The 13247-nt window shown below is 62.4% G+C and carries 15 protein-coding genes; 10 read left to right on the top strand and 5 right to left on the bottom strand.

Annotated elements, in window-relative coordinates; all coding sequences use genetic code 11:
• Window positions 1-43: 43 nt before the first annotated feature.
• From ACSQ9I_RS02800 to ACSQ9I_RS02765, 8 genes are all read left to right on the top strand, one after another.
• On the top strand, window positions 44-997 hold the full coding sequence (locus ACSQ9I_RS02800; RefSeq protein ID WP_436312217.1) for a 2-hydroxyacid dehydrogenase: 954 nt from the start codon (window positions 44-46) through the stop codon (window positions 995-997).
• A 45-nt stretch (window positions 998-1042) separates the two neighbouring features.
• The gene (locus tag ACSQ9I_RS02795) at window positions 1043-2017 is read left to right on the top strand and encodes a Bug family tripartite tricarboxylate transporter substrate binding protein (protein WP_436312216.1); all 975 of its coding nucleotides are present in this window, start codon (window positions 1043-1045) and stop codon (window positions 2015-2017) included.
• A gap of 32 nt (window positions 2018-2049) precedes the next feature.
• Window positions 2050-2649: a TetR/AcrR family transcriptional regulator gene (locus ACSQ9I_RS02790; RefSeq protein ID WP_436312215.1), complete on the top strand. Its 600-nt coding sequence runs from the start codon at window positions 2050-2052 to the stop codon at window positions 2647-2649.
• Window positions 2650-2687: 38 nt separating this feature from the next.
• Window positions 2688-3203, top strand: coding sequence for a DUF2147 domain-containing protein (locus ACSQ9I_RS02785; protein WP_436312214.1), 516 nt, complete (start codon window positions 2688-2690; stop codon window positions 3201-3203).
• 9 nt (window positions 3204-3212) lie between these two features.
• Window positions 3213-4214: an NADP-dependent oxidoreductase gene (locus tag ACSQ9I_RS02780; RefSeq protein WP_436312213.1), complete on the top strand. Its 1002-nt coding sequence runs from the start codon at window positions 3213-3215 to the stop codon at window positions 4212-4214.
• A 76-nt stretch (window positions 4215-4290) separates the two neighbouring features.
• A complete protein-coding gene (locus ACSQ9I_RS02775; RefSeq protein ID WP_436315703.1) occupies window positions 4291-5004 on the top strand; it encodes an SDR family oxidoreductase in 714 nt (237 codons plus the stop codon).
• A 70-nt stretch (window positions 5005-5074) separates the two neighbouring features.
• Window positions 5075-6169, top strand: a complete 1095-nt coding sequence (locus ACSQ9I_RS02770) for an alkene reductase (protein ID WP_436312212.1) — start codon at window positions 5075-5077, stop codon at window positions 6167-6169.
• 153 nt (window positions 6170-6322) lie between these two features.
• Window positions 6323-7174 carry an alpha/beta fold hydrolase gene (locus tag ACSQ9I_RS02765; protein WP_436315702.1) on the top strand — a complete coding sequence of 284 codons (852 nt, stop codon included), beginning with the start codon at window positions 6323-6325 and terminating at the stop codon, window positions 7172-7174.
• 56 nt (window positions 7175-7230) lie between these two features.
• Here ACSQ9I_RS02765 and ACSQ9I_RS02760 read toward each other — a convergent pair whose 3' ends face one another.
• The 3 genes from ACSQ9I_RS02760 to ACSQ9I_RS02750 form a co-directional block, all read right to left on the bottom strand.
• Window positions 7231-7518 carry a hypothetical protein gene (locus ACSQ9I_RS02760; RefSeq protein ID WP_436312211.1) on the bottom strand — a complete coding sequence of 96 codons (288 nt, stop codon included), beginning with the start codon at window positions 7516-7518 and terminating at the stop codon, window positions 7231-7233.
• Between the two features lie 197 nt (window positions 7519-7715).
• Entirely contained in the window at window positions 7716-8069 is a 354-nt protein-coding gene (locus tag ACSQ9I_RS02755) for a hypothetical protein (RefSeq protein WP_436312210.1), read from the bottom strand.
• 549 nt (window positions 8070-8618) lie between these two features.
• Window positions 8619-9167 (bottom strand): helix-turn-helix domain-containing protein, encoded by a 549-nt coding sequence (locus ACSQ9I_RS02750; protein ID WP_436315701.1) that lies wholly within the window; start codon window positions 9165-9167, stop codon window positions 8619-8621.
• A 366-nt stretch (window positions 9168-9533) separates the two neighbouring features.
• On the opposite strand from ACSQ9I_RS02750, the gene ACSQ9I_RS02745 reads away from it, so the two are divergent.
• Both ACSQ9I_RS02745 and ACSQ9I_RS02740 read left to right on the top strand, forming a co-directional pair.
• Window positions 9534-9776, top strand: coding sequence for a helix-turn-helix domain-containing protein (locus ACSQ9I_RS02745; protein WP_436312209.1), 243 nt, complete (start codon window positions 9534-9536; stop codon window positions 9774-9776).
• Between the two features lie 188 nt (window positions 9777-9964).
• Complete coding sequence (locus ACSQ9I_RS02740; protein ID WP_436312208.1) at window positions 9965-10210, top strand: helix-turn-helix domain-containing protein; 246 nt, start codon at window positions 9965-9967, stop codon at window positions 10208-10210.
• A gap of 11 nt (window positions 10211-10221) precedes the next feature.
• Here ACSQ9I_RS02740 and ACSQ9I_RS02735 read toward each other — a convergent pair whose 3' ends face one another.
• A complete protein-coding gene (locus tag ACSQ9I_RS02735; protein WP_436312207.1) occupies window positions 10222-10572 on the bottom strand; it encodes a DUF2958 domain-containing protein in 351 nt (116 codons plus the stop codon).
• A gap of 848 nt (window positions 10573-11420) precedes the next feature.
• On the bottom strand, window positions 11421-13232 hold the full coding sequence (locus ACSQ9I_RS02730; protein WP_436312206.1) for a pentapeptide repeat-containing protein: 1812 nt from the start codon (window positions 13230-13232) through the stop codon (window positions 11421-11423).
• Between the last annotated feature and the right edge of the window lie 15 nt (window positions 13233-13247).

Genomic DNA, 13247 nt, shown 5'->3' with positions numbered 1-13247 from the left:
CTTGGACACATGGGACACGTCTGTCCCCGTTGAACGAATTCACATGAAACCCCAGGTCCTCCAACTCAATCCGATCCTGATCCCTGCGATCAACGACAAGCTCGCATCGCTCTACACGGTTCACAAATACTTCGAGGCAACCGGCCGCGAGGCCTGGCTGCGTGAACATGGCGCATCCGTCGACGCCGTGATCACCGGCGGGCACACCGGCATTTCGCGACCGATGCTGGAGCAGTTGCCTGGCCTCAAGGTCGTGGCCGTCAACGGAGTCGGCACCGACGCTGTGGATCTGGCGTACTGCCGAGGCCGTGGCCTGCCCGTCACCGCAACCCTGGGCGCGCTGACCGAAGACGTGGCCGATCTGGCGATCGGGTTGCTGATCGCTGCTTGCCGAAACCTGTGTGCCGGCGACCGCTTCGTGCGCGGCGGCCAGTGGGAACTTAGCCCCCAACCCAGCGCCATCCCACTCGCCCGCCGGTTCAGCGGCATGCGCGTTGGAATCGTCGGAATGGGAAGGGTGGGCCGCGCCGTCGCGGCTCGGGCGGCGGCCTTCGGCTGCCCGATCAGCTATACCGATCTGCACCCCATGGACGACATCCCCCACCGGTTCGTGCCGTACCTGGTGGGCCTCGCGCGTGACTCCGACGCGCTGGTACTGTGCGCGGCGGCGGACACGGCCGAAGGCATCGTCAACGCGGCCGTGCTCGAAGCGCTCGGCCCAAGCGGCTTCCTGGTCAATGTCGCCCGTGGCCGCCTAGTCAATGAGGCTGACCTGACAGAGGCGCTGGCCGCCGGTCGCATTGCCGGTGCGGGCTTGGACGTGTTCGTCGACGAACCCCGCGTTCCCCTGACGCTGCGCCAGTGCGACAGCGTGACCCTCCAGGCCCACCGCGCCAGTGCCACCTGGGAGACCAGAACCGCCATGGGCGAGATGGTGCTTGACAGCCTCGCTCAGGCCCTGGCAGGCGAACGCCCGACGATGAGCCTGACCACCTGAGCCCCAGAGCGAGCCCCGACTTACCCACCCACAAGAGAGTCTCCTATGCAACTCAGAGCCCTGTTCAAGATCCTTGCCGCCTCGGCGTCCCTGGCCGTGGTGCCGACCTTGGCATCGGCCCAGGCCTACCCGACCCGCGCTATCAAGATCATCGTGCCCGCCCCGCCGGGCGGCGCTATCGACACCATTGCCCGCGTCGTCGGAGACAAGCTCGCGGTGTCGATGGGTCAGCCGGTGGTCGTCGACAACAGGCCTGGCGCATCCAACAACCTCGGCACGGATGTCCTCGCCAAAGCCGCGCCCGATGGCTACACGATCGGCATCGTGGGCGGCAGCCACAACATCAACAAGTTCCTGTTCAAGAACCTGGGCTGGGATCCGGAGAAAAGCTTCGAGCCCATCGTCTACACCCACGAGGTTCCGCTGGTGTTCGCGATCTACCCGCAGATTCCCGCCAAGACACTGCCCGAGTTCGTGGCTTGGATGAAGGCCAATCCGGACCAGTCCAAGGTCGCCACCTCGGGCCGCGGCAGTGCTCAGGAAATGGCGGCAGAGATGTTCCGCATGGCGAGCGGCGCGCAGATGCTGCTGGTCCCTTACAAGGGATCTGCCGCTGCCCACCCGGATCTGCTGGCCGGGCGCACTGCGCTCTACATCGACACGATCAGTGCCATCCAGTCGCAGGTGAAGGCCGGCAACGTACGCGCCATTGCGGTGTCGACCCGCAAGCGAACAACGTCTCTGCCGGACGTGCCGACCGCGGACGAACAGGGGCTCAAGGGCTACGACGCCAACACGAATGGCGGGTTCCTGGCGCCTGCCGGCACGCCCAAGGCGATTGTCACCAAGCTCAATGCCGAGATCAACGCGGCGCTGAAGCTGCCTGACGTGCGGGCCAAGCTGGAGGCCGCGGGCATCGAGATCCAGGGCGGGACGCCGCAGGAGTACGCCGCGCTGATCAAGTCCGACCTTGCAAAGTGGGGCAAGGTCGTCAAGGAGGCGGGCATCCCGTCGGAGTGAGTCCGAGGGCTACGTGCTTTGCGAAAGCATGTATGATGCGCATCATGCGAAACGCAAAGCACAACGTCAGAACGGCAGCCAAGGAAGCTTCACACGAGCGCATCGTGTGCGCAGCTGCACGGGCGATCCGTCGTAGCGGCTATGACGGCACCGGAGTCGCCGACATCATGAAGGAGGCCGGCCTGACCCATGGCGCTTTCTACGCCCATTTCGAGTCGCGCGAGGCCATGCTGGCGGAAGCAGCGAATCGGGCGTGCGCCGAGTCAGCCGCCGTAGCGGCGGACGTTGTTGCCAGCGTGCCCTCCGAGCAGGCTTTGGCATCCATGCTTCGCACCTATCTCTCGCGGGAGCACCTGGAGCAGGTTGAAATGGGATGTCCCCTGGCCGCCCTGGGCTCGGAGACGCCGCGCCAGGCACCCGAAGTACGCCGAGTGACCACCCGGCACATCAAGGAAATGATCGATCTTGTCGCCCGTCAGTCGCCTGACTGGGGGCAGCCCGGTGCTCACGAACGAGCACTCGTGACCGTCGCCACCATGGTGGGCACATTGCTGTTGGCTCGTGCAGTCGACGAGCCCGCACTATCGGCCAGCCTGTGCGAGGCCGCACTGAAGCACCTGCCTCCCGCCTAAATCCACCGAGAAACGACGCTTTTCGTTCGACCACAAATATGATGAGCATCATGCGACATAAATATAAATCCTCTGGCAACCCTCGCTCTCTTGCCCTCCCGCTCCTGCCCGCGCTCGCGTTCAAAGCCTTCACCGCGGCCGCAGCGCTCACGATGCCGCCAGTCTGGGCAAACGAGGCGTCGCCCATTGGCCTGTGGAAGAACGTCGACGACGTCAGCGGCAAGCCGAGGGCACTGGTCCGAATCACGGAATCGAATGGAGCCCTGCTGGGCAAGATCGAGAAAGTGTTCCCGGCTCCGAATGAAGACCCGAATCCGAAGTGCGACAAGTGCGAAGGCGCAAACAAGAACGCACCGGTCGTCGGGCTGGTGATTCTGAATGGCCTGACGAAGGACGGCGACGAATATGCCGGCGGCCAGATTCTCGATCCGGACAACGGCAAGGTCTACCGCAGCAATGTGCGCCTGACCGACAACGGCAAGAAGCTCAGCGTGCGCGGCTACATCGGTGTGCCAATGCTGGGCCGTTCACAGACCTGGGTACGCCAGGAATAAGGAAGAACCGTGAAGGCATTTGTTCTCGAGCGATATGGAAAGAAGCGCGCATTGCGGTTGGCAGACATGCCGAATCCGGAATTGCGCGATGACGAGGTCTTGGTCCAGGTCCATGCCGCTGGCGTCAACCTGCTGGACTCCAAGATCAGGGATGGTGAGTTCAAGCTCATCCTGCCCTATCGCCTGCCCCTCATCCTGGGCCACGACGTAGCTGGGGTGGTGGTCAAGGTCGGCCCGCGCGTGCGGCAGTTCAAGCTGGGCGATGAGGTCTATGCGCGGGCGGATGATTTTCGGATCGGCACGTTCGCTGAATTCGTGCCGGTCAAGGAGGCTTCCCTCGCACTCAAGCCCCAGGGCCTCACGATGGAAGAAGCCGCTTCCATCCCCTTGGTGGCCCTGACGGTCTGGCAGGCACTGATCGAGAAGGCCGATCTGAAGAGGGGCCAGAAGGTCTTCATTCAGGCGGGCTCCGGCGGCGTGGGCACTTTTGCGATTCAGTTGGCCAAGCATCTGGGCGCAACCGTTGCCACGACGACGAGCACGACAAATGTCGCGCTCGTGAAGAGTCTGGGCGCAGATGTCGTCATCGACTACAAGACGCAGGACTTCGAAGACGTCTTGCGCGACTACGACGTGGTCCTGAACAGCCAGGACGGCAAGACGCTCGAAAAATCCCTTCGTGTGCTCAAGCGCGGCGGGAAGCTCATCTCCATCTCCGGACCGCCTGATCCCGAATTCGGCAAGGAAATCGGGGCACCGGGGTTCGTGAAACTGGTCATGCGGCTGCTGAGCTCAGCAATCAGACGAAAGGCAAAGAGCCGCGGCGTCAGCTTCTCGTTCCTCTTCATGAAGGCGAACGGGAGCCAACTGCGCGAGATCACCCGTCTCTTCGATGCTGGCGTCATCCGCCCCGTGATGGACCGGGTGTTCCCGTTCGAGTCCACGAATGAAGCCTTGGCCTATGTCGAAGCCGGCCGCGCAAAGGGCAAGGTCGTCATCAAGGTCCAGTGAGCTTGTTCATTTCAGTGTTGCTGGAAGGCCTGAAAGCCGGCAGCTGAATCTGTTTGTTCCCCTGTTGAAGATTCCCATGAAAATTGAAAATGCTGTTGCCCTTGTCACGGGCGCCAATCGCGGCATCGGCCTGGCGTTCGCACGCGAGCTGCTCGACCGCGGTGCCCGCAAGGTCTACGTGGGTGCACGCGACCCCGCGGCCGTTACCCAACCTACCCAATCCGGCGTTCAGGCGCTACGACTCGACGTCACCAAAGCGGAAGACGTGGCGGCCGCCGCAGCGCTGGCGTCGGATGTGACGCTGGTGATCAACAACGCCGGCATTGCCCAGCCGGGAGGTTTTCTCGCAGCCGACAGCGAAGACGCCGCACGGCGCATCTTCGAGACCAACTTCTTCGCCGTGTTGCGCATGAGCAAGGCCTTCGCGCCGATTCTCAAAGCCAACGGCGGCGGCGCGTTGCTCAACGTCTTGTCGGTCGCCTCATGGGTGAACGGCGGCGAGTTGGCAGCCTATTCGGCAAGCAAGTCCGCAGCTTGGTCGCTCACCAATGCCTTGCGCAACGAACTGGCGGCGCAGAAGACTCAAGTGCTGGCACTGCACATGGCCTACGTCGATACCGATCTCACGCGCGGGTTCGATGTCCCGAAGTCGAGCCCTGAGGACATCGTCAAGCGCGCGCTCGACGGACTCGAATCGGGCTTCGACGAGGTGCTGGCCGATGAGCTCACGCTGCAGGTCAAGCGCGGGATGACGGCGCCGAGGCCCAGCTACCTCCCGCAGGCGTCCTGAATCCAAACCTGACCGGATTGCCAGCCGACAACAGGGGCTCGAGCGAGCCCGCATTCAACCAGGGATCACCATGCTCTTCGAACCTCTCGTCACACCCCAGATTCAACTCGCCAACCGCGCCGTCATGGCGCCCATGACGCGCAGCCGCGCTGTCGATGCCAACACACCCAACGCACTGATCGCCGAGTACTACGGCCAGCGCGCAACGGCCGGCCTGATCATCACCGAGGGCACCTCGCCCTCGCCCAACGGCCTGGGCTACCCGCGCATCCCGGGGCTCTTCAATGACGCGCAGGTACGCGGATGGAAGGCGGTGACCGATGCGGTCCACGCCAAGGGCGGCAAGATCTTCGTGCAAGTCATGCACACCGGCCGCGTGACCCATGCGGCCAACCTGCCAGCGGGCGCGGAGGTGGTCGGGCCGACGGGCGATGCCTGCCCCGGCGAGATGTACACCGACTCACAGGGCATGCAGTCGCACAGCGCCCCTCGGCCGATGACCGCGACCGACATTGCCCACGCCGTGGAGGAGTACGCCAATTCGGCGCAGCTCGCCATCGAAGCGGGATTCGACGGCGTTGAGTTGCATGCCGCGAACGGCTATCTGATCGAGCAGTTCCTGAACGCCAATGTGAACCAGCGCACCGACGCCTACGGCGGCAGTATCGAAGGCCGCAATCGCTTTGCGCTCGAGGTCGCCCGCGCCACGGCAGCCGCCATCGGTGCCCATCGCGTCGGGGTCCGGCTCTCGCCCCAGGGCGTGTTCAACAGCACGGGCGCCTATCCCGACGTCGAGGCTCAGTACCTGGCGCTCACCGAGGAACTCTCGCAGCTGGGCATGCTGTACGTCCACCTGCTGGATCACTCGGCGATGGGCGCGCCGCCGGTGCCTGCCGAATTGAAGCTTCGGCTTCGCGCTGCGTTCCAGGGCTTGTTCATCCTTGCCGGCGGCTTCGATCGTGCAGGTGCGGAAAGTGCGCTCGAGGCAGGCCAGGCAGACCTCATCGCCTTCGCCCGCCCGTTCCTCGCCAACCCCGACCTAGTGGAGCGCATGCGGGCCGAAGCAGCGCTGAATGCCGTGGACATGGGGACCTTCTACACCCCAGGCCCAAGGGGCTACACCGACTACCCGACCCTTGCGCAGCAATCCAGTGTGCCGGCATGAGCTGACCGACAAGTTTCCAACCCTGGAGATCATGCAATGCTTCGTTTACCCAAAGCAGGCGTCCTGGCTATCGCCCTGGCCGCACCATTCATTTCACCGGAGGCTGGGGCAAGCGATGGTCCGCCCGACGGCGCGAAGACCAGTCCATCGCCAATGGAACAGGCGGCGAGCATCCACTGGACAAACGTTCCAACGAAATCCGTCTCCGCAGGCGGAGTCGATTTCGCATACCGCGAGTTGGGAAAGAAAAATGGCGGAACGCCGGTGGTGTTTCTCGTCCATCTGGCCGCCGTGCTGGACAACTGGGACCCCCGGATCATGGACGGCATTGCGGCGAAGCATCACGTGATCGCCTTCGACAACCGCGGCGTCGGGGCATCCAGCGGCTCGCCGTCCAGTTCGATGGAGCAGATGGCCGACGATGCCATCACCTTCATCAAGGCGAAGGGGTTCGAGCAGGTTGATCTCTTCGGCCTCTCGATGGGTGGAATGATCGCCCAGGAAATCGTGCTGAAGGAGCCGCGACTCGTCCGCAAGATGATTCTCGCGGGCACAGGTCCCGCTGGTGGTGAGGGCATCAGCACCGTGGCCAGAGTCGCGAACTACGACCTTCTCCGGGGTTTCTTCACCGGCCAGGATCCGAGGCAATTCCTGTTCTTCACTCGCACGCCCAATGGCATCGAGGCTGGCAAGGCGTTTCTGCAGCGTTTGAAGGAACGTTCGGAGAACCGTGACAAAGAGATCACCATCACCGCGTACGTGGCGCAGTTGCGGGCGCTGAGCGCCTGGGGCCAGAAAGAACCTGCCGATCTTTCAGTGGTCAAGCATCGCGTGCTCATCGTCAACGGTGACGATGACCGGATGGTCCCCACGTCGAACTCGCGCGACCTGGCGCGGCGACTTCCGAACAGCACCCTGATCATCTACCCCGATGCCGGTCACGGTGGCGTATTCCAGTTCCATGCCGACTTCGTGCCCAAGGCGCTCGAATTCCTTGCTCGATAGAGATCTGAGGACAGCTGTTGCTCAGGGGCCCGGTCGCCGCAGGCAACATTGATGCTTTAGGCTCTCACGAAGGTGAGCCGCACCTCGTGCGCCAGCCCATCGCGAACGATGTTTCGGGCATCGTCGTCTGCGAATTCGAAGAGGGCATCGGGGATATCGTCCTCCTCAAGCGCGAAGAGGATCTCGATGGCCCCTTGCTGGGCTTCGGAGAAGGTGCCGACCTGGGTCAAGCGGTTGAACTTCGCAGCCGTCTGCTGCGGCGCCAGCTGGCGCAGCTCGAGCAACTCGAGCACGAGCTTGATCTGCGATGGGGTGAGGGGCTCGGGGACAACGGAAGACATCATGGCGTTCGATCCTTTTCGGTGGGGCTCGGGACTGTTCTTTTGCTGAGAATCAGTCTCTTCGTCGATCCTTAAGCGTCGCTGAAAACTGCTCGCTTCCCGGCTCGGCAGCTGAGCGATCGAGAGCACGCAGCGTTTGACTCAGGCCCAAATGTTGGGGCGTACAGGGGTACTGACGTCCCCTCCGGGGCGCACTCGGATCAATCGTCCCAATCCCGACGGTGGTGATGGCGATGGCGCCAACGCTCGCCCGGCCCGTCATAGACCTGCGCCGGCGGCCCGTAGTACACCGGTGCCGGGCGGTAATAAGCTGGCGGCGGCCGGTAGTACACGGGAGGAGCCGGCTGATAGTAGGTTGGTGCAGGACGCGAATAGACAGGTGCCGGCTCGTAGTACACGGGGCCAGGCTCGGCAACGCCGATCGCCACGCCCGGAGCACTGATGCCGACGGACCAGTTCACCTGGGCATTCGCTGACGCGGCGGCGAAGAGTGCACCAACGGCCACAGCACCGGCCGCGGACCACTTGAAGAAGGCTGAACGATTGAGGTTCACAGAGACTCCTGAAAGGGCGAAACTGCCCCCTGCAGTACACAACGCGCGCCCCGGGAGCGAAGTCACGTCTGCTCTGTGAAGATGGTTGCCGAACGTGACCGATCCGCGCTTGTGCCTCCGCTGCGAGATCCTGTCGCTTGTCGCCAGCGCCGGCTGGCCTACGATAGGGGGATGCTCGGATTGATCGCATCGATCATCCTTGTGTGTCGGTACTTCGATTTCCGGCCCCTATCAGATACCTGCAGAAGTACCGACATGAGATGCTACGCGGCGAGATGGTGTGAGGCAAAGAAAAACCCGCTACGCCAGGGAGCGTGCGGGTTTTTGATGCTTAGTGGAACGCTACGAAATAGGTATCTGGTCCGCCGCCGCGCACCGAAGCAGGACCATTCTTCGCCCCTGGAAAAAGGCTAACCGGCCTCGCGCCCTCCCTCACCCCCTCACCTACCAGTTCTGGGAGTTGACCGCTTGGCGTGCCACCGCTTGGAGCGTCCTGAGCGTTGCGTGGCGCATCGCCTGGGACCTCGCTGAAGCCCAGGGCTGAGGGGCTCAGTCGCGCAGCGTGAAGACAATCGACAGGTAGCTCACAGGCGCTTCGATGATCGCCTCGACCCCATGCAGCGCGCTCGCGTCGAAGAGCAGCGCGTCGCCGCGCCTGAGGTTGAGCAGCTTGCTGCCGTAGCGGTAGCTCACGCTGCCGGACATCAGGTACAGGAACTTCAGCCCCGGATGCTGGAAGCTGGTGTAGGGCTGCGCCTGAGGCTGCAGCATGACCAGATAGGGTTCCACGAACAGGTTGCCCGACAGCAGGTGGCCCAGCAGCTCATAGCGGTAGTCCGCCACGGCGCCGATGCGTTCGACCACGATGCCCTGGCCAGCCGGAACGTACGACAGGTCCGTGCGGCTTCTCTGGTCCGAGAAGAAGCGCGAGAGCGGAACATCCAGCCCCTGGGCAATGCGGTTGAGCGTCTCCACCGACGGGGACACCAGGCCGCGCTCGACGCGCGAGAGCAGCGAGCTGGAGATGCCGCAGCGGCGGGCGAGTTCGCCGCCAGAGGCGCCGCAGGCGACGCGCAGGGCCTTGATCTGCTCGCCCAGGCGCGAGGTGGACTCGCTGCGGGCCGGCGCGGGACGGCCGCGCGGGTGCGACAGCGCGGCGGGGATCTTGGGTCTTCTTGCCGTCGGGAACGGCGAGGCCGGAAGGGGTTTGCTCATGGCTCGACTCTCCAAACGCGCCGCAGCACCTTAGGGCCGCCGGCCGAGCTGCCGCAACAAACAACTCCAGCGAAATGACGGTTCGCAGTCACCGCACACGCCGCTGATCGCTTCGTCAATCTCCTTGAAACTCTCTTCATTCAGACTCCACCCAATCCGAAAAGGCCAAATTGACATTTCTTCTTTTGTTTGATCATACTCAAAAAAGGTCGAAATGGCCTTTTCTGAATTGGCCGCAAGCATCGAAGGATGCTGCCTCCCATTCATCACCGTCGCTATCAGGCGCTGCGCAAGCACTTGCGCGCCATGCGGCGTGCAGCAGGGCTTACGCAAGCGGAATTAGGGGCTCGACTCAAGGTGGATCAGTCGCATGTTTCCAAGGTTGAGCGCGGAGAGCGGTACATGGACGTCCTGTTCTATCTGGACTGGAGTCGCGCTTGCAAGCTCAAGCCAGAGAACACCATCGCAGACCTGATCAAGGCTGGGGCGTAGGGGATCGTTTCTAAGTGGCCGGCAGCGGCCGCCGTGTGGCTAGCTCCAGCGTGCCACGAGTTGGTAGCGTCCACAGCGGCCGTGTGGCTCCTCGCAAGCCGGTTCTGAATATGCTACACACCGCGGCGCCGCTAGTTATATGACATAACCATTATTGTATAAATTTGGCCTGTAGGAGCCGATTAGTAATGTCGTTGGCCTTTGGCGCTGTTGTTCGCGAACTGAGGACCGAGGACGGCATCGCCCAGGAAACGCTCGCCCACATGGCCGGCATTGAACGCTCTCACATGGGCAAGATCGAACGCGGCGAGCACATGCCGACACTGGCCCTCATTTTCAAGATCGCCCGCGCGCTGGAGCGCAGCGCCGGCGAGCTGATGCTGGAGACGGAGGCCAGGCTTCCGAAGCAATGGCATCAGCCCTCAGGGGGCTGATGCCTTCGGCGCTACGCCACGATACGCCCCGTCATCCGGGCTTCGCGCGCATAGGCGCTAATTGGCTTATCAGCACTGAAGTGCAAGTCCCGCTCTATGGGAACGCCCCACGGGCCCCGCAGGTTCGCCAGTTCCTGCAGGCTCACATATCCCAGTTCGGGAAGGCCTTGCCCGAGGTCACACAGACCGAATGCATGGTCATGGTCGTCCGGGTCGATCTCCGTCAGCAGCCAGGTCGCACCCGCGGTAGGCGTGAAGAGCTTGACCACAGGCGGTGGGTCGAATCCATCGACTTCAATGGACCGCCGGCCATTGGCCAACAGCTGGGCTCGCAGTTCGTCGGTGATGAGGTTCGTGTTCATGATCGCAACTCCTTGAATGGACGCTCCGATCGGAGCGCTGCGATCCGGGCGCACGCGCAAAGCGCGGCCGTCACACCCCCAAAACGGGCGAAGCCGGCGCGGGCCGGGGGTTGACGGGCGGGCGGCGGGCGCCACGCTGCGCGGTCTGTCCGATCAAGGATGCGGCTATGCGCAGCAGGAGTGGCGTCTTCATGGACGCCGGCAGACTGCAGTCGTTCGGCCAGCACCCACGCACGGTCCGGCTTGATGGCAAGTTGAGCGCGCAGCGCCATCAGGCGCGGAGGCGTCAGCGATGAATGCCCGCAGGGGCGAGGCGCCATCGGTGGCTCGATGCGCAAGCACGACAGCGCGCCCCGGCATCCGGCATCGTCGGGAGACACACGTATTTCCGCGGAACTCGGAAACGCATCTGCTGAAACCGAGAGAACCGCTAACCCGACCTCACGCATTTCCGCAAGACCGTAGAGGCACGAATCGACGGCGTCGGCTCTACGGCTGCGTATTTCAGGCCATCGTAGCCGGCCATTTCAGGCGAACGTAGCCGCTGTTTCAGACGAGCGTGCGTAGTCGGCGTTTCAGACGAACGTAGCCGGCATTTCACGCCGATCGTAGTCGCCCCAGCCTACGAGAGCCGTCTGATGAAGATGGTCCTCAAGACTGTCGCCTTCATCGTTTAGGTCCGCTTTGCTCAGGAGGCGCGGGTACGCCAGATCGCCGCGAGGCCTTCTTCGCATAAGCGCGCCCGATCCTGCAACCAGGATCGGGCTGGATAGATACCCTCAACATATGCGGAATCAGTGTCGCGCCATCCAATGGTCCGTGAGACTGGGTGAATTCCGAGGACAACTCTAGATGGAAACTATCTTCGACAGGACCCCGTCGAGCAGAGGAAACCTGCTGGTCACGGCTTTCAGAAACAGTATCGCCATCACCTTTGCTCCGATTGACTGCGCGACCGTCAGCGCCTTGAACAAGGGGGTAGTCGCAGCTGTTCCCTTGAGGTCCACCTTCCAGCACCGCTCAGCGCTGAAGCGCATTGCGAACTTCACGCGCCTGCTCATGGTACCCAGAGGGGCCGTCTGGGTGAAATAGATGGGAACAAACATCAGCCACCAAGCGAAGACCCATAACAGCACCCTGTCGGGCTTGGTCTGGTATCCCCAGAACTGGTAACTCAACCGGTCAGTGAACACATCCCAGGGGGTGCCAGTTCCACTCTTTACAAGTTGGGCACAGTATCTTGCGTGCAGTTCACCATCGTGGTCTCCTAGGCCTTTGAACGCTTCTGCGAAGGTGTTCCAGGTGTCTGCATCGGCGCTGCGTATGGCCGTACTTAGCAGCGGGACCTGACCGAAGATGCCCTTTTCAAAGCTGGCGCCATCGGCAGCGACACCGCGCCTGGGCACACCACCGGGCGGTTTGCATCCGTCATCGGCGTCGAGTGGAGATTGGCTGGCGGGCAGAATCGTTCTCGCGAGTACCAATGGACCGCTGAATGTGCTGCCCGATAGGTCCAGGACCTGCTTCACTTCGGCACGCGCGAACAGAGTTCGTCCACGAAAAACCGAGCTCGCAAGGTCGCAGTGGTCGCAACTGGCGGCAACTAGCGAAACGTCCTTCTCGAAGACGGTAGGCAGGCCATCGTAAACGGGTCCCTTGCGTGAAGTCGCTTTGCCGTCGCGGCCTACACGGGGAGGTTGCTTCAACGACAGTCTTCGCACTTTGGCCCCATCGAAGAAGGCCGTGTCCTTGAACGTGGCTGACGCAAACCACAGGCCGTGGTCTTCGTGGTCTGAAATCCGGGTGTCTTGGAGATTTCGGAAGTAGACAGGTCTGGGAAACGTGGAGCGTATGAAGGCGATACGTCGGTCGAAAAAAGCATCGTCGAAGGTCACCTCGTCACTGAAGGCGGACCTGAACGTTGTCGCTCCTTGAAATTTCGCCTTGGAGAAGTCCGCTCGCGCCCCAAATTTGACATCGATGAAACCGGTTGGTTCGCTCGGGAACTGAGCGCCCGAAAAGCTCGCATCCGCTTCGAACGACGTCAGATAGGTTAGCAATCGAAAATCAATTTGCGTCTTGTCGAAGCGCGCCGATCGCTTGAAGACGGTTTGGGTTAGGTCCAGCCCAGCCCGAAATCGCGAACCAGAAAACTGCGCACGCTCCTCGAAGACGGAGCCGGAAAGGTCCAGGCGGCCCTCAAATTCGAGATCGGACCAGTCCAAGCTGATGATGTCCTCAAACGGGAGGTCGTCAACCGATGGAGTGTCATCAAAGGGCGTCTGCTTAAAGCGCGAGTCTTTGATGGCGATCGAGAGCGGCAGCTTGATGGGCGCTTTGGCATTCAGGCGCCTATCCATCAGCGCGGTGCCCGAGTCGCCGACATAGATAACACAGTTGAACAGAATGACTGAAGGCCTTCGGCCGTCGTCGTTATCTTTTTTGGGCTGCGGCAGCGATGCGAGGCTCAGAAAGGCATCTTCGAGCTCGGCTGACTTGACGCGACAGTCCTGAATGAACTTGACCGCTTTCGCTGCCTGAACAATCTGAGCTGCGCCTACCCAGCGCTTCTTCGCCTCAGGCGTTTTCTCAGAAGGAGCCGAGTGCGCGGAAATGTGGGGCGCCAGCAGTATGCAGAACAAGCTCAGAAGAACAGCCAAGCTACGGAGAGTTGC

Origin of the sequence: Variovorax sp. LjRoot84, from assembly GCF_964254305.1 — a bacterium.
GTDB lineage: Bacteria > Pseudomonadota > Gammaproteobacteria > Burkholderiales > Burkholderiaceae_C > Variovorax.
Note: the sequence above shows the minus strand (reverse complement) of the source record. Positions and strands in the feature narration are given on the sequence as shown.